Raw genomic sequence first — 25735 nt, 5'->3', positions numbered from 1 at the left:
TTACCTGAGCATTAATGCGGTTGCACGGCCCGGCCGCATGCAGCTGGGCGGGAATCGCTCCGCGGTTGCGCGATGCGCGTAACAATCGCTGCGCTGCATCACTAACGGCAGCTTAATGCGAGGCGCCCGCGCTCTTGTCACCGCCGCCACTCCGCAGCCGTCCGACCACGCCGGTCGGGAAGAAATAGACGCTGGCAATGAACAGCAGCCCGAGCCACAGCAGCCAGCGGTCGGGATGCAGAAGTCCCGGCAGCAGCGGCAACCCGGCTTCCGACGCCGCCTTGGAGGCGACGCCCATCAGCGACTGGAGATAGTTCTGCGCGAGGATGAAGATGGTGGCGCCGATGATCGCGCCGTAGATCGTGCCCATGCCGCCGATCACCACCATCAGCAGGATGTCGAGCATGATCGAGAAGCTGAGCGAGGTGTCGGGGCCGGCGTAGCGCAGCCACAATGCGTTCAGGATGCCGGCGCTGGCGGCGACGAGGGCCGCGAGGCAGTTGGCGTAGGTCAGGTGGAACACGGTGCGGAAGCCGAGCGCCTCGGCGCGAAAACGGTTCTCGCGGATCGCCTGCAGCACACGGCCGAACGGCGAGTTCACCACGCGCAGCAATGCGAGGATCATCAGGGCCGAGATGGCGAGCACGAGGTAATAGGTGAGAATGCGGCCGTTGACCTCGAAGCCGAACAGGTTTCTGGAGATCAGCACCGTGCCGGGGCGCAGCAGTTCGGGCAGCTGGAAGCTGCGGCCATCCTCGCCGCCGGTTAGCCAGGACAGCTGCGAGGCCAGCACCTGGAAGGCGGAGGCGACCGCCAGCGTGATCATGGCAAAGAAGATCGCCGCGACCCGCAGCGAGAACAATCCGATCGCGAGCGCGAGCAGAGCCGCAAGCGGCAGGCCGATGACGATGCCGGTTGCGACCGCGGCCCAGTTCGGACCCATCCCGTACAGCGCGATCGCGATCGCGTAGCTTCCGATGCCGTAGAACATGGTGTGGGCAAACGACACCGAGCCGGTATAGCCGAGCAGCAGGTCGTAGGAGGCGACCAGCGCGGCGAAGACGCAGATCTTGGCCGCAACGTTCAGCGCCTTGGCACCGGGAAACAGGAACGGCGTCGCCGCAAGCGCCAGGATGATGAGGACGAGGACGAGCGTGAGAACGCGGCTGCGCGGCGGATCGCCTGAGAGGATCATCATCGGCTGGTCACCGCATAGAGGCCGCGCGGCCGCCACATCAGAATGGCGACCATCAGCAGGATGTTGGAGACGAGGGCGAGTTTCGGCACCAGGAAGCCGCCGTAATTGGCGACCATCGCCACCAGGATCGCGCCGATGAAGCAGCCGCCGATCGACCCGAGCCCGCCGATGATGACGACGATGAAGATCAGCACGGTGAGGTCGTCGCTCATGGAGGCGTGGACCTGCTCGCGATAGAGCGCCCACATCACCCCGCCGAGGCCTGCGAGCGCGGAGCCCGTCATGAACACGCCGAGGAACAGGCGGCGGATGCGATAGCCGAGCGCCTCGACCATCTCGCGGTTCTCGACCCCGGCGCGGATCAGCAGGCCGAGCTTGGTGCGGTTGAGCACGAGCTGGATCGCGATGAAGACGGCAAGGCCGATCAGCGTCGCCAGCACGCGGTACTTGGCGATCGCGACGTCGCCGAGGATGAAGGAGCCGCGCAGCGAGGTGGGCAGCGGCATCGGGATGATCTGCGGCCCCCACAGCGCATAGAGCGTCTGCTCGGCGACGATCAGGCCGCCGGTCGTCATCAGGATCTGCTTCAGGTGCTGGCCGTACACCGGCAGGATCAGCACGCGCTCGACGATCAGGCCGAGCGCGCCGGACATCGCCATCGAGAGGAGCGCAGCCGGCGCCAGCACCGCGAGGTTCATCCAGAGCGAATCGGCCTGAATGGACGCCGCAAACGGTGCCAGCACCAGGGTTGCGACATAGGCGCCGACGGCGATGAAGGCGCCATGACCGAAATTGAGCACGTCCATCAGGCCGAACACCAGCGTCAGCCCGGAGGCCATGATGAAGATCATCATGCCCATGGCGAGGCTCGCGGCGGTCAGCGTCAGCCAGGTGCTGGGCGAGCCGACCAGCGGGATCACCAGGAGGGCGAGCGCGATCGGCAGCAGGATCGGCGCGATGTCGCGCTTCGGCTTCGGCAGCGGATCGTTTGCGGCAAGTTCTGTCACTGATGCGCCTCCAGGCTCAGGCCGAGCAGCCGCTCCTGCAGCGGCACGTCGGCGGCGAGCGCCGCCATCTCGCCGCGATGAACGATGGTGCCGTTGTCCATGACCAGCACGTTGTCGCCGAGCTCGCGCGCGGCAAAGAAGTTCTGCTCGACCAGGAGAATGGTGGCGCCCTTGCGCTTGATCTCCTTCAGGCACTCGATCAGCGCCATGACGATGGCGGGCGCCAGCCCCTTGGTCGGCTCGTCGATCAGCAGCAGCTTTCGTGGCTCGATAATGGCGCGCGCGATCGACAACATCTGCTTCTGTCCGCCCGAGAGACTTCCCGCGCGCGACAGCCAGAACCGGCGCAACGCCGGGAAGAAGCCGAAGATCCAGTCGAGCTGGGCGTCGTCGAGCGGCCCGTCGCGGGCCGCCAGCACGAGGTTCTCCTTCACCGTGAGATCGGAGAACACCGCCATGCTTTCGGGCACGTAGCCGACGCCGAGCCGGGCGATGTCGGGCGTGGCGCGGCTCTCGATGCGCATCCCGGCGAGGCTGATCTCGCCCTTCGAGGCCTGCCACAGGCCCATGATGGTGCGCAGCGTCGTGGTCTTGCCGGCGCCGTTGCGGCCGAGCAGCATCGTGGTCTGTCCTTGCGGGACGACGAGATCGATGCCCTGGAGGATGTGATAGCGGCCGATATGGGTGTGCACGCCGGAGAGTTTCAACAGCTCGGTCATGCGGCGCTCTTCGGTGCGATGCCGAGATAGGCCTCCTGCACGATCGGCGAGGCGATCACTTCGGCAGGTACGCCGTCGGCGACGAGCTGGCCGTTATGCAGCACGATGATGCGGTCGGCCAGCGAGCGCACCACGTCCATCTTGTGCTCGACCAGCAGAATGATCTTGCTCCTGTCCTGCTTGAGCTGCGCGATCAGGTTGAGCACCACAGGCACCTCGTCGATGCTCATGCCGGCGGTCGGCTCGTCGAACATGAACACCTTCGGCTCCAGCGCGATCATCAGCGCCACCTCCAGCTTGCGCTGGTCGCCATGCGACAGCGCGGTCGCGGCGACGCCGCGGCGGCCACCGAGCGCGACCTGGTCCAGGATGGCGTCGGCGCGCGCGATCAGGTCGCGGCGGACCATCCACGGCCGCAGCATGTCGTAATGGGTGCCGTTCGCCGCCTGTACCGCGAGGCGGACGTTCTCTTCCACGGTGAGGTTCGGAAACAGGTTGGTGAGCTGGAAGGCGCGTCCGAGGCCCGCGCGGGTGCGCAGCGGCGCGGAATGCTGGGTGATGTCGGTGCCGTCGAACAGGATGCTGCCACTCGATGCGCGTAGCTGGCCCGAGATCAGGTTGAAATAGGTGGTCTTGCCGGCGCCGTTCGGCCCGACGATGGCGGTGAGCTCGCCGGGGCGGAACGTGCAGGAGACGTTGTTGACCGCGACGTGGCCGCCGAAGCGGATGGTGAGGTCGCGGGTTTCGAGAGAGAGCGTCATTCGATGTTTCGACCGAGTTTGGCGAATAAAATGGAGATGTATCCGCGATCACGCTGCGCTCCCTCCCCCGCTTGCGGGGGAGGGTTGGGGAGAGGGTGTCTCAGCAATCGAGAACCCCCGAGCGAGAAGAGCCCCCACCCGGCCTCCCCCGCAAGCGGGGGAGGTGAAGCAAGAAAGCTCAGCGCTTGTTGCGGACGGGAACGTCCATGTCCTCGATCTTCAGCTCGCGCACCGGCTCGAGCACGGCCCAGGCGACGTTCGGATCGACCTTGACCTTGAAGTGATACATGCTCTGGAGCGCCTGATGGTCGTCTTTCCGGAACACCATCTTGCCCTTCGGCGTGTCGAACTCCAGGCCTTCCATCGCGGTGATCAGCTTCTCGGTGTCGGTCGACTTCGCCTTGGTGACGGCGGCGACGACGGACATCGCGGCGGCGAAACCGCCCGCGGTGAAGAAGTCCGGCGGCGCGTTGAAGCGCTTCTGGTGCTCGGCGACCAGCCAGTCGTTCACCGGGTTCTTCGGGATCTCGTAGAAGTAATAGGTGGCGCCTTCCATGCCGGGCAGGCCCTTATAGGCGGCGAGTGCCGGCAGGATGTTGCCGCCGGTGGAGAGCTCGATGCCGTAGCGCTTCGGATCCATGTCCTGGAGCTTGGCCAGCGGATTGCCGGCGCCGGCCCAGATCACCCAGATCACCTTGCGGCCCGGCTTGTCCTTCAGCGCGTCGAACAGGCGCTGGCCGACCGCGGTGAAGTCGGTGGTCGAGGTCGGCGCATATTCTTCGGCGGCGAGCGTCGCGCCGGTCTTGGCAAGCGCCTCCTTGAAGGCGGCGACGCCGTCGCGGCCGAAGGCATAGTCCTGCGCCAGCGTTGCAACGGTGACGCCCTGCTTGCCGATCGCGACCGCATTCGAGATCGCGTCCTGCGAGGAGTTGCGCGCGGTGCGGAAGATGTAGCGATTCCACTTCTCGCCGGTAATCTGGTCCGCGACCGCGGGCTCGACGATCAAGATCTTCTTGTTCTCCTCGGCGACTGGGAGAATGGCAAGCGCTGCGGCCGACGATGTCGTGCCGATCGCGATATCGGCCTTGTCGTCCTGATAGGCTTCCGCGAGCGCGGCCTTGGAGAGATCGGGCTTGCCCTGGTCGTCCTTGGTGATGACGACGATCTTGCGGCCGTCGAGCGTCATGGTGCCCTTGGTGGCGTATTCAAAACCCATCTGCAGGCCGGTCTCGGTCTGCTTGGCATAGGCTTCCAGCGGACCGGTCTTGCCGTAGATCAGCGCGACCTTGAGATCGTCGGCCCGTGCGGAGGTGCCCGCGGCGAGGGCGAGGATGGTTGTTGTTATGATGAGTGATCGACGCACGATGGTCCCTCCTGATTCAAAGTTTCTCGGTAACAGCGAGTTGCACAACGTTACGAACATTGCAATTCATCCTTCCGGCGGACTGCGCCGGCACATGAGCATGCATCATTTTTAGGCCTGCCGTGTCACGCGCGTGTCGCCTGATGCGGCGGGGCTGCCGGCAGACTCGATCTGCCGCCGGTCCGACTGCGCCTCTTCCGCGCTCTCGAAGATGTGCGGCGCGACGCCGCGCTTCTCCAGGGCTTCGCCGAGCTTGATGCGCAGGAAGCCGGACGTGGTGTAGCGCGACACGCCGGAATAGAAGCGGTCGACCAGGCTGCGCACCATGGCCGAATAGTCGTCCATCAGCTCCGGCAGGATCGAGAAGTTGTCGTAGTTGACGATGGCGTAGACCCGGCGGCCGAGCGGGGCGAGCTTCGCCTCGACGAGGGCCGCGATCGCATCGATCTCGGCCTTGCTGCGCAGCGGATAGCGTTCCAGGTTGACGAAGAACAGGTTCTGCTGCTCGTCGAGCGTGAAGCGCTGGTCGAGCGGGATGGTCAGCAGCCGCTCGCGCAGGTCCATGGGGCCGTCGCGGAAGATGCGGGTGTCCATCAGGATAGGGTCGCGCGGGATCAATGGCTTGAAATCCATCAGGCGCAGGATGTCGCGCTCGATGTCGATGCCGGGCGCTATTTCCATGAGCTCGAGCCCGTCGGGCCGCAACGCGAAGACGCAGCGCTCGGTGACATAGAGCACGCGCTGCCCCCGTGCCGCGGCGAAGGGGCCGCTGAAGGTGACGTGCTCGACGCTGTCGACGAATTTGCGCGACCTCGCCTCGTCGAGGATGGCGAGCTTCCCGTCGTTCACCGCGATGCGCTGCTTGCCGGCGCCGAACGTGCCGACGAAGACGACCTCCTTGGCGTTCTGGCTGATGTTGATGAAGCCGCCGGCGCCCGCGAGCTTCGGCCCGAACTTGCTGACATTGAGGTTGCCGGCGCGATCGACCTGGGCGAGCCCGAGGAAGGCGGCATCCAGGCCGCCGCCGTCGTAGAAGTCGAATTGATACGGCTGGTCGATCACCGCCTGGGTGTTGATCGCCGCGCCGAAATCGATCCCGCTCGCCGGGATGCCGCCGATCACGCCGGGCTCCGCCGTCAGGGTGATGAGGTCGATGATCCGCTCTTCATTTGCGACGGAAGCGATCCCTTCGGGCATGCCGATGCCGAGATTGACCACGCTGTTGGCCTTGAGCTCGAGCGCGGCGCGCCGGGCGATGATCTTGCGCTCGCTGACCGGCATCACGGGCAGGGAGGCGGCGCGGACCCGGATCTCGCTCGAGAAGGCCGCATTGTATTGCGTGCCGAAGGTCTGCCAGTGGTTCTCAGGTCTCGCCACGACGACGCAGTCGACGAGGATGCCGGGAATCTTGACCTGGCGCGGATTGAGGCTGCCGCTCTCGGCGACGCGCTCGACCTGCGCGATGACGATCCCGCCGGAATTATGCGCCGCCATGGCGATCGCGAGCGCCTCCAGCGTCAGCGCCTCCTTCTCCATGGTGAGATTGCCGTCGGGATCGCCCGTCGTGGCGCGGATGATCCCGACATCGATCGGGAACGTCTTGTAGAGCAGGCATTCTTCGCCGCCGATCTTGATCAGCTCCACCATGTCCTCGGTGGTGCGCGCATTCAGCTTGCCGCCGCCATTGCGGGGGTCGACGAACGTGCCCATGCCGACGCGGGTGATGTGGCCGGGCCGGCGCGCAGCGATGTCGCGGAACAGATGCGTGATGACGCCCTGCGGCAGGTTATAGGCCTCGATCTGATTGGCGATCGCAAGCTGCTGGAGCTTTGGGGCAAGGCCCCAATGCCCGCCGATCACGCGCCGGACCAGGCCTTCATGTGCGAAATGATTGAGGCCGCGATGCTTGCCGTCGCCCTGGCCGGCCGCATAGACGAGCGTCAGATTGCGCGGCTTGCCCTGCGTATAGGGCGCATCGCCCTCGTGTGAGAGATAGAGCTCCTCCAGTGCGATCGCGATCTCCTCGGCAAAGCCGATGCCGACGAAGCCGCCGGTCGCGACGGTGTCGCCGTCGCGGATCAGCATGACCGCTTCGGCCGCCGTGACGACCTTGCCTTTCTCGGAATTGCGCAGATAGGGCAGAGCTGGATGATGGCTCACGGCGTTCCTCCCGATCCCTGGACGGTATGCCGTCGTTGCTGTGCGTCGATCCTAGCGCGGGGAGCAGGCCCGGAACAGGCTGCTCCTCGCGACAAGAGGTCAAGAGGTATCGTCAGGACGTTCAGGACTGCACTATCTTGCGTGTTTCGGTGGCGAAATAGACCGACACGACGGTGATGATCGCCAGCGCGATCATGTAGAGCGAGATCGGCCAGGTCGCCGGCGCGTACGCCGTCATCAATCCCGTCGCGATCAGCGGCGACAATGCGCCGGCGAAGATCGAGGCGAGGTTGTAGCCGAGTGAGACGCCGCTATAGCGCACCTTGGTGCCGAACAGCTCCGACAGGAAGCTCGCCTGCGGGCCGTACATCGCGGCGTGACCGACGGCGAGGCCGAGCACGATCGCGATCCAGGCATATTGCGGGTTCTTGGTCGAAAGCAGCATGAACAGCGGGAACGACATCAGCGCCGAGAACACCGCGCCGAAGATGTAGATCGGCCGCCGCCCGAGCCGGTCGGAGAGCGCGCCGAAGGCGGGAATGGTGAAGGTCTCGATCGCCGCGCCGATCAGCACGCCGTTGAGCATGTCCTGCTTGTTCATGCCGAGCGATTGCGTCGCATAGGCGAGCACGAAGGTCGCGTAGATGTAGAAGAAGCCGTTTTCGGCAAAGCGCGCGCCCATCGCGAGCAGGATGTTCTTGGGATACATCCGGATCGCCTCGAGGATCGGCATCTTGACCTCTTGCTTGGTGTCCTTGACCTTCTGGAACTCCGGCGATTCCGCGATGGTGAAGCGAATCCACAGGCCCACCAGCACCAGCGCGATCGAGAACAGGAACGGGATGCGCCAGCCCCAGGAAAGAAGCTGCGCGTCGGTCAGCATCGCGGACACCACCGAGAACACCAGCGTGCCGAGCACGAGGCCGAGCGGCGCCCCGAGTTGCGGCCAGCTGCCGTAGAATCCCTTCTTGTCCGCGGGCGCATGCTCGACCGCCATCAGCACCGCGCCGCCCCATTCGCCGCCGAGGCCAAAGCCCTGGATCAGCCGGCAGGTCACCAGCAGGACCGCGGCCCAGATGCCGGCGGTCTCGTAGGTCGGCAGGAAGCCGATCGCGGCGGTCGCCGCGCCCATGATCAGCAGGGTCAGATAGAGCATGGTCTTGCGGCCGATCTTGTCGCCGTAGTGGCCGAACACGACGCCGCCGAGCGGACGCGCGATGAAGCCGAGCGCGTAGGTCGCGAACGCCAGCAGCGTTCCCATCATGGGGTCGAAGGTCGGGAAGAACAGCTTGTTGAAGATCAGCGCCGCGGCGGTACCGTAAAGGAAGAAGTCGTACCACTCGATGGCCGTGCCGATCAGGCTCGCGGTGGCGACGGTCACGTGCGAGGGCTGTCTCGCCTCAAGCTGATGGACTGAGATCGCTTCACTCATCTTGCGTCCTCCCTGGTTGCGAATGCGCATGTGCAGCACGCGTCATTGTGCAGAGCGAAGAGCAAGCTCCGCGCCAGATGCCACAGGTTTGCGCAAAATGGCTGAAAACCCAGCAGTTTCAGCGCCTGATCCGGGACAGAACGGCAGCGCGCCGTGTCTGGAGTCCGAGACTCCGGACACGCGATGTCTCGCAACTCAGACGGATGCGGCTCCCGAGGCGAGGCCGAACTTGGCGAGCTTCTTGTAGAAGGTCGCGCGCGAGATCTGGAGCATCTTGGCGGCCTCCGAGATCTGGCCGTTGCTGGCGGCGAGCGCCTGTTCCAGCGTGTGCTTCTCGAACTCGGCCTCGGCTTCCGCATAGGGCAGGACGAGGCCGGCCGGCCGCGATGGTGCCGTGGGCACCGTCTCCGCGCCGACGGGGAGAATGCGATCGAAGTCGTCGCTGGTGAGGCGTCCCGAATCGCTCAGGATCAGCGCGCGTTCCAGGATGTTGCGCAGTTCGCGGACGTTGCCGGGCCAGCCATAACGCGCAAGCGCAGCCAGACCGCTCGGCGTGATCCTGGCATTGAGGTAGTCGCCGGATGCGCTGATGTCCTCGAGCAGCCGTCCGCAGATCTCGGGCAGGTCGTCCAGGCAGTGGCGCAGGGGCGGCAGCTCGATCGAGAGCACGTTCAGCCGGTAGTAGAGATCCGCCCGGAATGTCCCCTCGCTGACCCGCTTGTGCAGGTCGACATTGGTGGCCGCAATCACGCGCACGTCGACCCTGGTGACCTTGTCGGAGCCGAGTGGCTCGATCTCGCGCTCCTGCAGCACGCGCAGCAGCTTGGCCTGCAATTGCAGCGGCATCTCGCCGATCTCGTCGAGAAACAGCGTGCCCCCGTCGGCGATCCGGAATTTGCCGTCGCGACCCTTGCGGTCCGCGCCGGTATAGGCGCCCGGCGCGGCGCCGAAGAACTCCGATTCGATCAGCGTATCCGGGATCGCCGCGACGTTGACGCTGACGAACGGCTTTTCGGCGCGGGCGGAGGCGTTGTGGATGGCCTGCGCCAGCATCTCCTTGCCGGTGCCGGTCTCCCCGGTGAGCAGAACGGTGACGCTCTGGCGCGCGGCGCGCGCTGCAAGCTCCTTGGCCTGTGCGATGCCGGCGGTTGCGCCGACATAGTCGTCGAAAGTGAACCGGGCGGCGCGCGCATGCGACAATTGCCGCCGCGCCAGCCGCAAGTCGTTCTCGAGCTGGGCGACGCGACCGAGCAGTGGCTTCAGGCCCTCGAGGCGGTCGTAAAGCACGAAGCCGATCGCGCCGATGATATTCCCCTTCTCGTCCTCGATCGGCATGCGGGTCACGACGAGTTGCTCGCCGCCGAGCTCCATGATGTCGAGGATGATCGGTTCACCCGTCTCCACGACCCTGCGCATCAGGCTGTTGGGGATGACCTCCTCGATCGGGCGGCCGAGCGCCTCGGATTCATGCGAGAGGCCCATCGCGGTGACGTATTTCTCGTTGACATACACCACGCGTCCGCTGCGATCGATCGCGATGGCGCCCTCGCACAGATGCTCCAGCCGCTCGAACAGCGTCTCCATGGCGCGTGCGCGGATATAGGCGGGATCGCTGACGACAGAAGAGGGACCGGACATGGCGTGCCTCGCGGGAAGCCCGCCTGTTTATTACCAAAAGGGCAGTAATTTCAAAGGGGAGAATTGGCGCTGGCTTCGCGACCCATTCTCGGTCGTCGTCCTGGACAAGCGAGCAAAGCGAGCGCCGATCCAGGACCCATTACCCCAGGAAGCTGTTTGGCGAAGACTCGTGGTCACCATCCCGCGCCACGACACCTGCCTGGGGTAATGGGTCCTGGCTTTCGCCAGGACGACGGCGGTGTTTGTTGCGCCGCTGTCGCCCTACCGCCGATACCCGCCCGCCCGCGAATAGCCGTGTCGGTTCTGCTGCATCGGGCGGCTGGCCACGCTGGCGCGGGACTCGCTGGCGACGGGTGTTGCGAGCTTCAGCTCCTCCAGGAAGATCGGCCGCGAGAAATAATAGCCCTGCGCGTAGCGGATCTTGGTCGCGGCCTGCAGGTAGGCGAGCTCCTCGTAGGATTCGAGGCCCTCGGCGATCACGGTCATGCCGAGCGCTTCGCTCAAGGATTCGATCGCGCGCAGGATGCCCTGGCTGCGCGGCCGCTTATGGATGTCGGTGATGAAGGAGCGGTCGATCTTGATCTCGTCGGCCGTGATGTCGGCGAGCGCCGAGAGCGAGGAATAACCGGTGCCGAAATCGTCGATCGAGATGCCGACGCCGAGCTTGCGGAACATCGGCAGGATTTCCGACTGGAAATGGCTTTTGGCGACGAAGGCCTCTTCCGTCAGCTCGATCATGAAGCGTTGGGGAAAGCCGGTGTTGTCCAGCGCCTGCGCGAAGCTGCGCATGAACTCGGGATTGCCGGCCTGCCTGGCGGCGACGTTGATGCTGATCGAGGCGTCCGCGCCGAACGTGTCGTTGATCAGGTCGATCGACTTGACGATCTCGGCGAGCACGAGATGGGTCAGCTCGTCGATCAGTCCGAGCTCGCCGGCAAGGTTGATGAACGAGCCCGGCGCCTGGATCACGCCTTCGTCGTCGCGCAGCCGCACCAGGGCCTCGATGCCCTTCACGGCCTGCGTGCGGATGTCGACCTTGGACTGGAACGCGCAGCAGAAGCGCTTCTCCAGGATGGCGAGCCGCAGCGACTGCTCGATCTTGGTCCGCGCCAGCGCCTCGCGCTCCATGCTGGCGTCGAAGAAGGCGGCCGATCCCTTGCCGTCGTTCTTGATGCGGTACATCGCGATGTCGGCGTTCTGACGCAGCATCTCGAAGCTGCTTCCGTGATCGGGATAGATGCTGATGCCGACCGAGGTCGAGGCGAAGACCTCCGAATGGTCGATGAAGAACGGCGCGGTCAGCCGCTCCAGCGTCGCTTGCATGAATTCGGCGACTTCCTCCTGGCCCTGGATCGGGGAGAGCAGCAGCAGGAATTCGTCGCCCGAGATGCGCGACAGCATGTCGGAATCGCGCAGGTCGCGCCCGAGCCGCTTCGCCAGCTCGACCAGCAGCGCATCGCCGACGGCGTGGCCGTAATAGTCGTTGATGTGCTTGAAATTGTCGACGTCGAGAAAGGCGAGCGCGAAGCGCTCGCCGCCGCCATCGCGCGCGAGCAGGTTGTTGGCGCGGTGCTCGATCACGCGCCGCGACGGCAGGCCGGTCAGCTCGTCGAAATAGGCCGAGCGGAACAGCTGGTCCTCGAAATTCTTCTGCTCGGTGATGTCGGAGGAGGCGGAGATCAGGAGCTCTCGTCCGGCGAGGCGAACGGGGCGATGGGTCGTGAGCAGCACCTGGCGCGCCGCGCCGTCGTGCAGGGCTTCCTCGGTGACGACCGCCTGGCCGGCGCTCAGCGCCCGGCGGCAGGCTTCCCGGCGCGGCGTCAGATCGGGCGAGGGACGGCTGCCGTCCATGCCGAGCTGCGCCGCTGCGGCATCGTTAACCAGCAGAAGCTCGCCATGGGCGTCCTGAACGGTCAGGCCGGCCGGCAGCATTCTAACGATTTCCTTGAGGAATCCGAGTTCGGCTTCGCTCGCGCCGGAATATCTGTTGTCGTTCATAGAAGTCATGAATCTTGTTGTTTCAGCGCGCCTTTGCAATGGGCGCGATCTTGCGTGGTTCCCTCTTAAGTTTGGTTAAGGGGTCCGGAGAAATACGGTGGTGTCTTGCGGCGATGCGGCACGCGCGCCGATCGTCATTAACAGAGGGTCAATGCGCCCAGCGAAACCGCGAGCGGGGCGCGCGGGCCTGCTTTCGCTTTAGCGGCTTTCACCTTGGGGGATGCGGCATTGCATGATGCAATGCAGCCCGGTCTTCAGATACGAGATCTCGGTCCTGCCATCGAAGGCGGAAAGCGCCGATTTCAGCAGCTTGGTGCCGAAGCCAGGCTCGGACACCTTGTCCACGGTTGGCCCCTCGGTCTCGTCCCAGGTGATGGTCAAGCGATCGTCGCTGACGGTCCACGACACCTGCAGTAGACCGCGCGGCGCAGAGAATGCGCCGTATTTGCCTGCATTGGTGGCGAGCTCGTGAAACATCAATGACAGCGTGACCGCGAGCTTCGCCGGCAGGAACAGCCGGTCGCCGTTGAGGGTGAAGCGGACGTGGCCGTAGGGGCCGAGCTCCGAGATCAGGAGATCGCGGATGTCGCAGCCGGCCTTGTCGATCCGCGAGATCAGATCGTCGGTTGCGGCCAGCGATCGCAGCCGCGGATCGACCCGGGCCCAGACCTGCGGCTGGTCATGCAGCACCTGGTGAATCACGGCGTGCACTGTCGAGAGCTTGTTCTTCAGCCGGTGCTGGAGCTCGTCGACCAGCAGCTTGCGATAGTCTTCTTCCTCGATCAGGCGCTTGGAGATCCGGCGCTGCTCCGCCAGCATGGTGCGATAGTGCTCGACGCCCCAGATGGTCAGCGCGCTCACGGCCCAGTAGAGCGCCAGCAGGGCAAAACGCGCGCGATCGGCAAGCGCATCGCTGAAATTCACGACGACGCCGAGCACGCCGCCGACGATCGCCGTCACGATGCCGATCCGGAAGCCTCCGAACGCGGCGGCAAAGAACACGGCCGGAAAGTACGGGGTGAAGTAGACGTCGGGCCGCACTTGCGCGAGGCCCCAGCGCGCCAGCGTCGCAACGAGCAGGCAGGCCACCGCAAAGGCAATGCTCAAGCCGAGCGACGGAGGTGCCGCGCCCTGCCAGCCCTTGCGGAATTCGTCGATCAGCTTCTCCATGCGCCGCCCGGTTGCGAGGTGCGTTCGTTGCGAATGTTACGCATCTCGCCAGCGCAAGCAAAGCTTGCCTTGTCGGGAGCCGGCAGGAATAGTGACCGTCGCGGCGCCGACTGTCGCGGCGTCGTCGTCGATCGGTATCCGCCATTTGGCGTCAAGAGGTTCGAAAACAGGGACATTCCATGGGCAGGCTGGACGGAAAGGTCGCGGTGATTACGGGTGCGACGAGCGGGATCGGATTACGGACCGCTGAAGTCTTCGTTGCCGAAGGTGCCAAAATTGTGATCGCGGGGCGGCGCATACCGGAAGGCGAGGCGCTGGCGAAGCAGCTCGGGGCCAATTGCATCTTCCGCCAGACCGATGTGACGGTCGAAGCGCAGATGCAGGCGCTGATCGCGCTCGCGGTAGACAAATTCGGCCGGATCGATTGCCTATTCAACAATGCCGGCGGGCCGGCGCAGACCGGCGGCATCGAGGGCCTCGAGGTCGAGCGCTTCGACGCGGCGATGGCGACGCTGGTGCGCAGCGTCATGCTCGGCATGAAGCACGCCGCGCCCTACATGAAGAAGCAGGGGTCCGGCAGCATCATCAACAATGGCAGCATCGCTGGCCGGCTCGCCGGCTTCTCCTCGTCGGTGGTTTACGGCGCGGCCAAGGCGGCGGTGATCCATCTCACCAAATGCGTGGCGATGGAGCTCGGCGAGTCCAACGTCCGCGTCAACTCGATCTCGCCCGGCGCGATCGCGACCGGCATTTTCGGCAAGGCGCTTGGGCTGGCGACCGACGCCGCGGAGAAGACGCCGGCGGTGATGCGCGAAGTCTACAAGACCGCCCAGCCGATCCCGCGCGCCGGCATTCCCGACGACATCGCCCATGCCGCGGTGTTCCTGGCGAGCGACGAATCCAGCTTCATCAACGGCCACGACCTCGTCATCGACGGCGCCATCACCGGCGGCCGCAACTGGAGCCAGCAGCAGCAGGGCTACGTGGCGCTACGCAAGGCGTTCGATCAGGAGGCGTAAGGCGGCCCAGCTATTTGCTGTCATTCCGGGGCGCGCGAAGTGCGAACCCGGAATCTCGAGATTCCGGGTTCGCACTTCGTGCGCCCCGGAATGACGGTGTTTGTCATCACACCGCCTTCACCCGCACCTTCAACCCGTCCCGCGGCTTCGGGATCGGCCACATCTGCCAGTCCGGCTTGTAGCCCGGCTCCAGCGACACCTCGATGTTCTGCAGGAAGTGCCGGGCAAAGCATTTGGCCTGCATGTAGGCGAAGTGCAGGCCGAGGCACATATGCGCGCCGCCGCCGAACGGCACCCAGGCGAAGCGGTGGCGGTTGCGCTGGGCCTCCTCGGTGAAGCGCAGCGGATCGAAGCGGTCCGGCTCCGGCCAGATGTCCTTCATGTGATGCGTATAGAGCGGATTGACGCCGACCGCGGTGCCGGCGGGAATCCTGAAACCCTTGAAGGTGAAGTCGCGCATCGCGCGGCGCGGCATCGACGGCACCGGCGGCTTGATCCGCAGCGCTTCCTTGAACGCCATTTCGGACAGCGGCATCTTCTCGAGATCGTCGAAGCTGCTTGGCGCGCCCGGGGCGAGCCCGAGCGCCAGAACCTCGGCGCGCAGCCTGTCCTGCCAGTCCGGGTTTGCGGCGAGCTCGCCGATGAAGGAGGTCAGCGACGAGGTCAGCGTGTCGTGCGCCGCCATCATCAAAAAGCTCATGTGGTCGATGATGTCCTGCTCCGACAGCAGCGCACCGTCCTCATGGGTGGCGCGGCAGAGCTGCGAGAACAGATCATCGCCGCCGTGATTGCCGCGGCGGAGCGGAATCTGCTGGCGGAAATAGGCGACGATGCGCTTGCGGCCCGCGACACCGCGCGCCATCTGCGTGCCGGGCAGGGGACGGCGGATCGGCGCGACGGCGGCCGCGACCATGTCGATGAAGGCGCGGTTGATCTCGTCGACCTCCGGCCCGATATCGGCGCCGAGAAAGGACGCGGCGGCGAGATCGAGCGTGAGCTGCTTCATCGCCGGATAGAGCTGCATCTCGCCGGGCTTGGCCTTCCACTGCGCGACGCGCGCGGAAATGCCGCGGTCGAGATCGCTGAGATAGGATTTCATCGGTCCGGACTTGAACGCGACCGACAGCGCCTTGCGGTGCAGCCGGTGCTCGTCGAAATCGAGCAGCATCAATCCGCGCGGAAACAGCAGGCCGAGCACCTTGTTCCAGCCGTGCGTCGACGAGAACAGTTTTTGCTGGTCGAACATCACGAGCTCGTTCGCTTCGGGTCCGAGCAGCACGACATTGGTCTCGCCGAAGACATGGGTGCGGTAGACCGGGCCGTATTTGGCGCCGTTCGCCTCGATATGCCCCTTGGGGTCGGCCAGCACCTGGAAGGTCTTGCCGATGACCGGCCAGCCCTCGTCGCCCGGGATGTGCGTCAGCTCGTTACGCCTGGGGGCGGTGAACTGAAGCGCAGGGGCGGCCACATTCTGCATCGACATGACGAGTGCTCCGGTTGGCTGACCGAACGGACATCGCGCGACCGCGACTTTATTGCGGCCTGCGCCAGCTGACCGGGGCAGCATAGCACAGGCCGATATCGCTTGCTTGAGATCGTGGTTACACGTGTAACGCCAACGAGCCCTACCGCTTCGCCGCTTCCTTCTGCAGATCCGGGGCGTTGACGGCGGGAATGGCGACGCGGCCGGGTCCGGTGACCTTCAGCGCTTCGGCAGCCTTCTCGTTCTCCATGATCTTGGCCATCACGGCCTGGCCGGCGCGTTCGAAGATCGCGCGGTTCTCGATCACGAATTTTTGCGACTTGCGGAGGCCATCGATATAGCCGTTGATCTCCGGCACGACATAGCGCGCGACCAGGTCCCAGCTCCGGCGCGTGTTCTCCGGGTTGGCCCAGTCGTGCACGAAGCCGATCACGGCGCCGACGCCGCCGGAGACCTGCATCACGTTCTTGATCATTTTCACGAGGTCGTCGGGCGTGCCGATGACGGAGGCGGCGCCTTCGACGAAGGCGGTCTTGTCCACGGCTTCGTCGGGCGAGGTGAACGCGGTGAGGCCCGGCCGCTGCAAGGTGCCGACATTATATTCGTTGTGCCAGCGCATCAGGCCGGCGCCGGCCTCGCGGCGGGCCTGCTCGCGGGTCTCGGCGACGTGCCAGGTCAGGAGCACGCGCCAGTCGGCGCGATTCACCGTCGTGCCGTGCTTCCTGGCGGCATCCTCGGCGAACTGCCATTGCTGCTGGAGCGACATCAGGCCCTGTGTCGTCATCGAGCCCAGCGAGATGATGCCGATGCCGTATTTGCCGGCGAGCGTCATGCCGGAGGGCGAGATCTGCGAGGCGACCACGAACGGCATTTCCTCCTGCAAGGGCAGGAGCTGGAGCGCGGCATCGTTCATGGTGAACCAGTCGCTCCTGGCGGTGACGCGCTCGCCGTTGAACAGGCGGCGGATCACGCCGATCGCCTCGTCCTGGCGGTCGCGCTGCGTCATCGGGTCGATGCCGAGCGTGTGCGCGTCGGAGGCGAGCGCACCGGGACCGGAGCCGAAGATGGCGCGGCCGCCGGTCATGTGATCGAGCTGCACCATGCGCTGGGCGACGTTGAAGGGATGGTGATAGGGCAGCGACACCACGCCGGTACCGAGCCTGATCCGCTTGGTGCGCTCGCCGGCCGCGGCCAAAAACATCTCGGGCGAGGCGATCATCTCCCAGCCGGAGGAATGGTGCTCGCCGCACCAGAACTCGTCATAACCGAGCGCGTCGAGCTGCTCGACCAGGTCGAGGTCGCGCCGGAACTGGAGCATCGGATGCTCCCCGATCGGGTGATGCGGGGCAAGGAAGGCTCCGAACTTCAGGCGCGCCATGGCGTTCTCTCCGGCTGGATTTTTTGTTTGTTGAGACGGTGAGGCTACGTGCCCGATGGCGCGAACGCAATCGCGCGATGTCCCGCGCGGCGGAATGCAGGCATGCGCTCATCTTCTCCCTCTCCCCGCGGGGAGAGGCGAAGGAAGATCACCGCGTCATCCTGTTCCACGCATCCAGGCCGGCGATCTTGTACGCCTCCGCCAGTGTCGGGTAGTTGAACGTGTTCTGGATGAAATAGTCGATGCCGCCTTTGAGGTTGAGCACGGCCTGGCCGATATGGATCAGCTCGGTAGCGCCTTCGCCGAGGATGTGCACGCCGAGCAGGCGGCGCGTCTTGGTCGAGAAGATCATCTTCATCATGCCGCTGTTCAGCCCCATGATGTGGCCGCGCGAGGTCTCGCGGAAGCGGGCGATGCCGACCTCGTAGGGAATGCCGCGCGTGCGCACCTCTTCTTCGGTGAGGCCGGCGGTCGAGATCTCCGGCACCGAATAGATGCCGTAGGGAAAGAACTCCGGCGGCGCCAGGGGCTCCATGCCGAGCGCGTGACAGGCGGCGACGCGGCCCTGCTCCATCGAGGTCGAGGCGAGGCTCGGAAAGCCGATCACGTCACCGGCCGCGTAGATGTGGGGCACGCTGGTCTGCAATGTCACGGGATCGACCGTGATGCGCCCGCGATGATCGACGGCGATGCCGGCGGCCTCGAGGTTGATGCTCGAGAACCTCGACCTCGTGATCGAGGGTTTTCTGCAGCCGGGTCGTCAGGTCGCTTGCCGCGATATCCTGCTTCACCCGGTAGGAGCGGCCGTAGAAGCCACGCTCGCGCCAGCCGGACAGATTGAGCACGGTCTCGCGCAGGGTTTTGGAGGGAATGGTGCCGGTGTGGACGGAGACGCCGCCGACCCGCCGGCCCTTCTCCACCACCAGCACCGCCTTGCCGAGCTTGGCGCATTGCACTGCGGCCCGGCGCCCCGACGAGCCCGAGCCGATCACCACCATGTCGTAGTCGTACATCGGAAGACTTCCGAACCCCGCGAGACCAGCGGGAACCGACATGCAGCAATCGGGCCAAGGCGGCAAGAAGGCGGCAAGGCCTACCTCGGAGGTAATCGCGCCGATGACGCCGATCTGCGAGCATCGCGCGCAAATAAATTCCGGAAGGGCCGCGCGCCGATGCATCAAACCGTCACAAAGCAGATCGATTCGTCGCGCCGCTGGTGGGTGCTCGGCATCGTCGTCGCCGCCCAGTTCATGTTCGGCGTCGACGCCTTCATCGTGAACGTCGCCATTCCGACCATCGCCGTCGATCTGCACGCAACGCCGGCGCAGATCGAATCCGTCATCGCGATCTATCTGATCGCCTATGCCACGCTGGTCGTCACCGGCGGCAGGCTCGGCGACATCCACGGGACCAAGAACGTATTCCTGGCCGGCGTGCTCGGCTTCACCCTGACCTCGCTGTGGTGCGGGCTGGCGCGATCAGGCGCGGAGCTGATCATCGCGCGGCTGGCGCAGGGCGCCACCGCCGCGCTGATGGTGCCGCAGGTGCTGGCGACGCTGCATCTGTTGTTCACCGACGGCCAGCGCAACCGCGCCTTTGCCGTCTACGGCATTGTGCTCGGGCTTGCGGGCGCCGCGGGCTTCCTGCTCGGCGGGCTTCTCGTCACGCTCGATCTCGCCGGCACCGGCTGGCGCTCGGTGTTCTTCGTCAACGTTCCCAGCGGCCTCGTCATCGCCGGTGCTGCCTGGCGCATCATGCCGTCGGTGCCTCGCCGGGCCGGTACGAAGCTCGACATCAAGGGCAGTGTTGTGCTGTTCGCAGGGTTGTTGTGCCTGATCGGTCCGCTGCTGTTCGGCCACGACGTCGGCTGGGCGCCGTTTCTGTGGGCGGCGATGGCGATCGGCGGGGTGATCCTCGCGCTATTCCTGAAGCTCGAGCACGCAGTCGGGCGCGCCGGCGGCATGCCGCTGATCGATCTCACGCTGCTGGCGGATGCGGCGTTCCTGCGCGGCCTCGGCGCGGCCTTCTTTTTCTTCGTCGCCAATCTCTCGTTCTATCTCGTCATGACGCTGTTCATGCAGCGCGGCCTGAAGATCCCGCCGCTCGAAGCCGGCATGGCCTTCATTCCGCTCGCGTTCGCCTTCGTCGTGGCCTCGCGTCACAGCGGTGTGCGGGCGCGCCATCGCGGCACCAAGGTGTTGATCGAGGGCTGCGCGCTTCAGATCGCGGGCCTCGCCGCGCTCGCGCTTGTTGTAGTCGATCTCGATGCGCCGACGCCGATCGGGCTTGCGCTCACCATGATCATCTTCGGCTACGGTCAGGGCCTGGTGATGGCGCCGCTGTCCGGCGCGGTGCTTTCCACCGTGAAGCCCGTCGCCGCAGGCTCGGCGTCCGGCATGTACGGCACCATTGCGCAGATCGGAAATGCGGCCGGAGTGGCCGCAATCGGCGCATTGTTCTTCGCGCTCGAAGCTCTGCAATCACCGCGCGCAGGATTTCTCGTCTCGCTCGCGCTGTTTGTGACATTAATAATGATCTGCGCCGCATTTCTGGCGTGGATGCGCCGCGCATCTGCACGAAGTTGAGGCATTGCGGTTAATGCGTGCGGTTTCTCCGTGAATTTCTGGTAATTGACAGCACACACACTTTTCATTTTGCAGTGCAGCAACTATCTGGTTTGGGTGGACGTTGAACGTCGCCTGCCAGGAGTTGCCGTGTCGCTTGCCAGAAATATCGATCTCTTGAGACGCCTGCCGAAGGTGGATGGTCTGCGCTTTGCCGACTTCGGCCGCAGCGCGGATGCGCCCGGTCCATTGCAAGAGGTTGCGGACTTCGGTGACAATCCCGGCAATCTTCGCATGTTCGCGTTCGCGCCGGCGCAGTTGCAGATGCCGCGCGCGCTCGTCGTCGTGCTGCATGGCTGCGGACAGACCGCAGCGGCTTACGATCTCGGCGCGGGCTGGTCGACGCTCGCACGGCACTACGGCTTCGCGCTGCTGATGCCCGAGCAGCAGCGCGCCAACAACGGCAACACCTGCTTCAACTGGTTCAATCCGGAAGACACTGCGCGCGACAGCGGCGAGGCGCGCTCGATCCGCGAGATGATCGCGCATATGGTCAAGACGCACCGCATCGATCCCAGGCGCGTCTTCATCACCGGCCTCTCCGCCGGCGGCGGCATGACGTCCGTGATGCTCGCGACCTATCCGGAAGTCTTCGCGGCCGGCGCGGTGATCGCAGGCCTGCCCTATGGCATCGCCTCGAATTTGCGCGAGGCGCTGGACGGCATGTTCCATTCGCCGGCGCGTCCCGCGCGCGAGCTCGGCGATCTCGTGCGCAACGCTTCCGATTATCGCGGCCCCTGGCCGAAGATGTCGGTGTGGCACGGCAGTGCCGACCGCACCGTCAATCCCGGCAATGCCAACGAGATCGTCAAGCAGTGGCTCGACCTGCACGACCTGCCTGACGTGCCGATGGCCGAGACCAATGTCGACGGCTATCCGCGTCAGGCCTGGTGGAACAAGGACGGCGAGACGCTGGTCGAGTCCTACGCCATCACCGACATGGCGCACGGCACGCCGCTCGGGCTAGCCGACAACGACCAGCGCTATGGCGTCGAAGGCGCGTTCCTGATCGAGGCCGGCATCTCCTCATCCTACCACATCGCAAAGTTCTTCGGCCTGACCGGCTGGATTCCGGACGCGGCGAAGAAGAAGGCGGAGGCAAAGCCTGGAGCGCCGAAGCCGGCGCTGACGCCAGCGCCGCATCTGGCCCGCTCGATCCGCGACGCGGTCGCCGAACCGCCGGCTGAGCCGAAGCGCGAGGACGCCCGCGGCTTCGACCTCGGCCAGATCATCACGCGCGCGCTCACCGCCGCGGGGTTGATGAAGTAGCTCAGCCCTCACGCGTCGTCCCGGATCTGCGCTTACGCTTGTCCGGGATGACAGCTCTGTTTGTGGCGACGCCGGTGCATCGCTGAATAGAGCTTACATCTCGCCGGTGATGAACGGATTGGTCATCCGCTCCTGGCCGATGCTCGAGCCGGCGCCATGGCCGCAAATGAAGCCGACATCGTCGCCGAGCGGCAACAGCTTGGTCTTGATCGAGCTGATCAGCGTGGCGTGACTGCCGCCGGGCAGGTCGGTGCGGCCGACGGAGCCTGCGAACAGGACGTCGCCGACATGGGCAAAACGTAATTCCTTGTTGAAGAACGCCACGCTGCCGGGCGAATGGCCGGGGCAGTGCAGAATGTCGAACTGCAAGCCGCCGATCGACACGGTGTCGCCCTCCTCTAACCAGCGGTCCGGCGCGAAGTTGCGCACCCCGGTCATGCCGAAGCGCGCGCCGCTCTCCACCACATTGTCGAGCAGGAACTTGTCGGCCTGATGCGGTCCCTCGATCGGCACCTTCAGCGCATCGCGCAATTCCGCGGCGCCGCCGACATGGTCGATATGGCCGTGCGTCAGCCAGATCTTCTCCACGGTGACGCCGGTCTGCTTGATCGCCTCCAAAATCTTCGGCACGTCCCCGCCGGGGTCGATCACCACGGCCTTCTTGCCGGGTTCGTCCCAGATGATGGTGCAGTTCTGCTCGAACAGCGTCACGGGGACGATGATCGCGCCGGCCTTGGCTTGCGAGGACTCTTGCGAGGATCCTTGGGTATCATTTTGCTCGGTCATGGCGCCACAATGCCGATTTTTGCCATGCCGCCAAGCAAAAGATTCGTGGCCCGGCCCCGGAACAGCCGCCTCGGCCGTCACACGGCCGTCCCAATTGGCCTGCTGGTTTGAACCGGGGCGTTGCTTCCGCGTTCTCTCGCGCGAGGCGGATTTTCGGGTGGGTTCTCCGACATGGCACAGGGCGAGGTGAATTGGTGGCGCGACGGCATCTTCTACCAGGTCTATCCGCGCTCGTTTCAGGACAGCGACGGTGACGGCGTCGGCGATCTCGCCGGCATCTTGCGGCGGCTGCCTTATGTGAAGTCGCTCGGCGTCGACGCGATCTGGCTGTCGCCGATCTTCCCTTCGCCGATGGCCGATTTCGGCTACGACATTTCCGACCATACCGGCATCGATCCGCTGTTCGGCACGATGGCGGATTTCGACGCGCTGCTCACGGCCGCGCATGAGCATGGCCTCAAGCTGATCCTCGACCTCGTGCCCAACCACACCTCGGACCAGCATCCCTGGTTTGTCGAGAGCCGGTCCTCGCGCGACAATCCCAAGCGCGACTGGTACGTCTGGCGCGATCCGGCGCCCGATGGCGGCGTGCCGAACAACTGGCTGTCCGAGTTCGGCGGCAGCGCGTGGCAGTTCGACGAGACGACGGGTCAATATTACTATCACGCCTTCCTCGCCCAGCAGCCGGACCTCAACTGGCGCAACCCGGACGTCCGCGCGGCGATCTACGACGCGATGCGGTTCTGGCTGGACAAGGGCGTCGACGGCTTTCGCGTCGACGTGATCTGGCACCTGATCAAGGACGCCGAATTCCGCGACAATCCGCCCAATCCTCACTACGTCGAGGGCCGTCCGCCGAACGAGAAGATCCTGACGCAATATTCCACCGACCAGCCGGAGGTGCACGACGTCATCGCCGAGATGCGGCGCGTCACCGATGCCTATCGCGCCCGCGTGCTGATCGGCGAGATCTATCTGCCGCTGCACCGGCTGATGGCCTATTACGGCAACGACCTCACCGGCGCGCAGATGCCGTTCAACTTCGCGCTGCTCTCGACGTTCTGGAGCGCGCGCTCGATCGAGACGATCATCGACGACTACGAGAAGGCGCTGCCGAAAGGCGCCTGGCCGAACTGGGTGCTCGGCAATCACGACCGCCCGCGGGTCGCCAGCCGTGTCGGGCCCGAGCAGGCCCGCGTCGCCGCCATGCTGCTGCTGACGCTGCGCGGCACGCCGACGCTCTATTACGGCGACGAGATCGGCATGCATCAGCTCGCGATCGCGCCCGAGGACGTGCGCGATCCCTTCGAGAAGAACGTGCCCGGCATCGGCGTCGGCCGTGACGGTTGCCGCACGCCGATGCAGTGGGATTCCTCGAACTTCGCCGGCTTCTCGGACGTCAGGCCGTGGCTGCCGCTGCCTGAGGATCATATCCACGAGAATGTCGTCAATCTCGAAGCCGACACGCGCTCGATCCTCAGCCTGTACAGGCGGCTCATCGTGCTGCGAAAGAGCAGCCCGCCCCTGGTGGCCGGCAACTATCATCCGATCGCGGCGCAGGGCGATCTCCTGATCTACCGCCGCGAGGCCGAGGGCAGGGCGGTGATCGTGGCCCTCAATCTCGGCCCCGACCCGATCGCCGTCACCACCAGCGCGATCCGCTTCGGCAGCGAGATCCTGCTGTCGACGTTCCTGGATCGTGAGGGTGAGAGGCTGGAAGGCGTGCTGGATTTGCGCGGGAATGAAGGGGTGATCGTGCAGCCGCCCTAAGAAGTAGGGCGAGGCGACAGCGTCATTCTCCAACGTCGTCCTGGACAAGCGAAGCGCAGATCCAGGACCCATTACCACAGGACGCAGTGTGGCGGAGGCTGGTGGTTATCAGCTCACGCGCCAACGACCTCTTGGGGTAATGGGTCCTGGCTTTCGCCAGGACGACGGCGGAGTGTGTGGATGCACCTACCCCGGATGCTTGTTACCCGCAATATCCTCATCGATATCGCTCCGCTTCAGTAAATAATCCAACCCGCCGACCCGATACCAGCGATAGCCATACGGCTCCAGGACGACGCGGTGCTGGCCGCGCTTGTCGGCGTGGCTGTGGTCTTCCGCGAGCAGATTGATCAGGTGCGCGCCGGCATCATCAGGCAGCCCCGTCGAGAACGCGATCTCGCGTGGCTTCTCATCGAGATTGTGCACGAACAGCACCGAATTGTTGCGCCAGTCATAGCGCATGATGAAGACGGCCGGATCACGCGTCGCAATGATCGCGAAATTGCCCCAGCCGATCTCCGGCACCTCCTTGCGCATGCGGACGATGCGTTCGGTCCAGTTCAGCATGGAATTGGCATCGCGCCGCTGCTTGGCGACGTTGACGTGCGGAAAGCCATAAGGGCCCTTGTCGATGACGGGACAGGCCGGCTTGTCGTTCTTGGTGAAGCCGCCATGCGGCTCGGTCGACCATTGCATCGGCGTGCGCGCGCAATTGCGCTCCAGCAATGAGAGATCGTCGCCCATCCCGATCTCGTCGCCATAGCGGATCACGGGCGTTCCCGGCAGCGTGCACATCAGGCTGTAGGCAAGCTCGAGCCGCCTGCGGTCGCCGCCGAGCATCGGCGCGAGGCGGCGGCGAATGCCGCGGTCGTAGAGCTGCATGTCCTTGTCGGGGCCGAAGCTCTTGAACACGGTGTCGCGCTGCGCCGGGGTCAAGCGCCCGAGATCGAGCTCGTCGTGATTGCGCAGGAACAGGCCCCATTGCGCCGAGCCCGGCCGCGGCTTGGTCGCCTTCAGCGCCTTTGCCAGCGGTCGCGAGTCGGCCGACGCCAGCGCATAGAACAGATGCTGGTTGACGTGGAAGTTGAACATCATGTGCATGCGGTCGGCATCGCGGCCGAAATATTCCATGTCGGTTTCCGGCAGCACATTGGCTTCGGCGAGGATGATGGCGTCACCCTGGCGCCATTGCAGGAATTCGCGGAACGCGCGCAGCATGTCGTATTGCTCGACCGGCTTCTTCACCTTGGCGCCCTTGGTCGCGATCACGAAGGGCACGGCGTCCATGCGGAATCCGGAGACGCCGAGCTGGATCCAGAAGCCCATGATCTTCAAGATCTCGGCCTGCACGTGCGGGTTCGAGGTGTTGAGGTCGGGCTGAAAATCGTAGAAGCGATGAAAATACCAGGCGCCGGCGTCCTTGTCGCGCGTCCAGGTCGATTTCTGCACGCCGGGAAACACCATGCCCTTGTTGGCATTGGCGGGCTTTGTGTCGGACCAGACGTACCAGTCGCGATAGGGCGAGTTCTTGTCGCGCCGCGCTTCCTTGAACCAGCGATGCTGGTCCGAGGTGTGGTTGACGACGAGGTCGATGATGATGCGGATGCCGCGCTGCTTGCAGCCATGGGCGAATTCGACGAAGTCGCCGAGCGTGCCGTAGCGGGAATCGACGCTGTAATAGTCGGCGATGTCGTAGCCGTCGTCGCGGCCGGGCGAGGTCTGGAACGGCATCAGCCAGATCGTGGTTATGCCGAGGCCGTGCAGATAGTCGAGCCGCCGCAGCAGGCCCTTGAAGTCGCCGACGCCGTCGCCGTCGGCATCCATATAGGTGCCGACGGACAGGCAGTAGATCACGCCGTTCTTGTACCAGAGATCGTCGATCATGCGCGAGCGGCCTCACAGGTCCCGCCGGGGTGCGGCGGCTGCGTGATAAGTGCGAGGGCAGGGGGAGGTTCCTGCC

General features: G+C 65.1%; 18 protein-coding genes and 1 pseudogene. 4 read left to right on the top strand and 15 right to left on the bottom strand.

Going from position 1 to position 25735, the window contains the following annotated elements; all coding sequences use genetic code 11:
* Positions 1-112 precede the first annotated feature (112 nt).
* From AAFG50_RS41055 to AAFG50_RS41010, 10 genes are all read right to left on the bottom strand, one after another.
* The gene (locus AAFG50_RS41055) at positions 113-1198 is read right to left on the bottom strand and encodes a branched-chain amino acid ABC transporter permease (protein ID WP_028172581.1); all 1086 of its coding nucleotides are present in this window, start codon (positions 1196-1198) and stop codon (positions 113-115) included.
* On the bottom strand, positions 1195-2205 hold the full coding sequence (locus AAFG50_RS41050) for a branched-chain amino acid ABC transporter permease (protein ID WP_028172582.1): 1011 nt from the start codon (positions 2203-2205) through the stop codon (positions 1195-1197). Before AAFG50_RS41050 ends, AAFG50_RS41055 begins: the two co-directional genes overlap by 4 nt.
* Positions 2202-2924 carry an ABC transporter ATP-binding protein gene (locus AAFG50_RS41045; protein WP_011083707.1) on the bottom strand — a complete coding sequence of 241 codons (723 nt, stop codon included), beginning with the start codon at positions 2922-2924 and terminating at the stop codon, positions 2202-2204. The genes AAFG50_RS41050 and AAFG50_RS41045 overlap by 4 nt, the downstream gene beginning before the upstream one ends.
* Positions 2921-3685 carry an ABC transporter ATP-binding protein gene (locus AAFG50_RS41040; protein ID WP_028172583.1) on the bottom strand — a complete coding sequence of 255 codons (765 nt, stop codon included), beginning with the start codon at positions 3683-3685 and terminating at the stop codon, positions 2921-2923. Before AAFG50_RS41040 ends, AAFG50_RS41045 begins: the two co-directional genes overlap by 4 nt.
* 178 nt (positions 3686-3863) lie before the next feature.
* Entirely contained in the window at positions 3864-5048 is a 1185-nt protein-coding gene (locus AAFG50_RS41035; protein WP_028172584.1) for a substrate-binding domain-containing protein, read from the bottom strand.
* A gap of 111 nt (positions 5049-5159) precedes the next feature.
* A complete protein-coding gene (locus AAFG50_RS41030) occupies positions 5160-7208 on the bottom strand; it encodes an acyl CoA:acetate/3-ketoacid CoA transferase (protein ID WP_028172585.1) in 2049 nt (682 codons plus the stop codon).
* 121 nt (positions 7209-7329) lie between these two features.
* Complete coding sequence (locus AAFG50_RS41025; RefSeq protein ID WP_039186767.1) at positions 7330-8640, bottom strand: MFS transporter; 1311 nt, start codon at positions 8638-8640, stop codon at positions 7330-7332.
* A gap of 195 nt (positions 8641-8835) precedes the next feature.
* Positions 8836-10278, bottom strand: a complete 1443-nt coding sequence (locus AAFG50_RS41020) for a sigma-54-dependent Fis family transcriptional regulator (RefSeq protein ID WP_011083712.1) — start codon at positions 10276-10278, stop codon at positions 8836-8838.
* Between the two features lie 261 nt (positions 10279-10539).
* Entirely contained in the window at positions 10540-12276 is a 1737-nt protein-coding gene (locus AAFG50_RS41015; protein WP_028172586.1) for an EAL domain-containing protein, read from the bottom strand.
* Positions 12277-12474: 198 nt separating this feature from the next.
* Positions 12475-13446, bottom strand: coding sequence for a sensor histidine kinase (locus AAFG50_RS41010; protein ID WP_011083714.1), 972 nt, complete (start codon positions 13444-13446; stop codon positions 12475-12477).
* 179 nt (positions 13447-13625) lie between these two features.
* On the opposite strand from AAFG50_RS41010, the gene AAFG50_RS41005 reads away from it, so the two are divergent.
* On the top strand, positions 13626-14465 hold the full coding sequence (locus tag AAFG50_RS41005; RefSeq protein ID WP_028172587.1) for a glucose 1-dehydrogenase: 840 nt from the start codon (positions 13626-13628) through the stop codon (positions 14463-14465).
* A gap of 106 nt (positions 14466-14571) precedes the next feature.
* Here the strand turns inward: AAFG50_RS41005 and AAFG50_RS41000 are convergent, their stop codons facing one another.
* The 3 genes and pseudogenes from AAFG50_RS41000 to AAFG50_RS40990 all read right to left on the bottom strand — a co-directional run bounded on the left by AAFG50_RS41000 (position 14572) and on the right by AAFG50_RS40990 (position 18339).
* The gene (locus tag AAFG50_RS41000) at positions 14572-15948 is read right to left on the bottom strand and encodes a cytochrome P450 (RefSeq protein WP_028172588.1); all 1377 of its coding nucleotides are present in this window, start codon (positions 15946-15948) and stop codon (positions 14572-14574) included.
* Between the two features lie 142 nt (positions 15949-16090).
* Positions 16091-17326, bottom strand: a complete 1236-nt coding sequence (locus AAFG50_RS40995; RefSeq protein WP_011083717.1) for an LLM class flavin-dependent oxidoreductase — start codon at positions 17324-17326, stop codon at positions 16091-16093.
* Between the two features lie 148 nt (positions 17327-17474).
* Positions 17475-18339, bottom strand: a pseudogene (locus tag AAFG50_RS40990) (FAD-dependent oxidoreductase).
* Positions 18340-18498: 159 nt separating this feature from the next.
* Between AAFG50_RS40990 and AAFG50_RS40985 the strand changes: the two are divergent.
* Positions 18499-19911, top strand: coding sequence for an MFS transporter (locus tag AAFG50_RS40985; protein ID WP_342714110.1), 1413 nt, complete (start codon positions 18499-18501; stop codon positions 19909-19911).
* Positions 19912-20040: 129 nt separating this feature from the next.
* Positions 20041-21219, top strand: a complete 1179-nt coding sequence (locus AAFG50_RS40980) for a PHB depolymerase family esterase (RefSeq protein ID WP_028172592.1) — start codon at positions 20041-20043, stop codon at positions 21217-21219.
* Between the two features lie 93 nt (positions 21220-21312).
* Here AAFG50_RS40980 and AAFG50_RS40975 read toward each other — a convergent pair whose 3' ends face one another.
* A complete protein-coding gene (locus AAFG50_RS40975) occupies positions 21313-22005 on the bottom strand; it encodes an MBL fold metallo-hydrolase (RefSeq protein ID WP_028172593.1) in 693 nt (230 codons plus the stop codon).
* Positions 22006-22176: 171 nt separating this feature from the next.
* Here AAFG50_RS40975 and AAFG50_RS40970 point away from each other — a divergent pair, with 171 nt between their 5' ends.
* Positions 22177-23775, top strand: a complete 1599-nt coding sequence (locus AAFG50_RS40970) for an alpha-amylase family glycosyl hydrolase (RefSeq protein ID WP_028172594.1) — start codon at positions 22177-22179, stop codon at positions 23773-23775.
* Between the two features lie 186 nt (positions 23776-23961).
* Here the strand turns inward: AAFG50_RS40970 and AAFG50_RS40965 are convergent, their stop codons facing one another.
* On the bottom strand, positions 23962-25659 hold the full coding sequence (locus tag AAFG50_RS40965) for an alpha-amylase family protein (protein ID WP_028172595.1): 1698 nt from the start codon (positions 25657-25659) through the stop codon (positions 23962-23964).
* Positions 25660-25735 lie beyond the last annotated feature (76 nt).

It is taken from the genome of Bradyrhizobium sp. B039, assembly GCF_038965675.1.
Classification (GTDB): Bacteria; Pseudomonadota; Alphaproteobacteria; order Rhizobiales; family Xanthobacteraceae; genus Bradyrhizobium; species Bradyrhizobium diazoefficiens.
The sequence above is the reverse complement of the archived record's forward strand: the minus strand, read 5'-3'. Positions and strand labels throughout refer to the sequence as shown.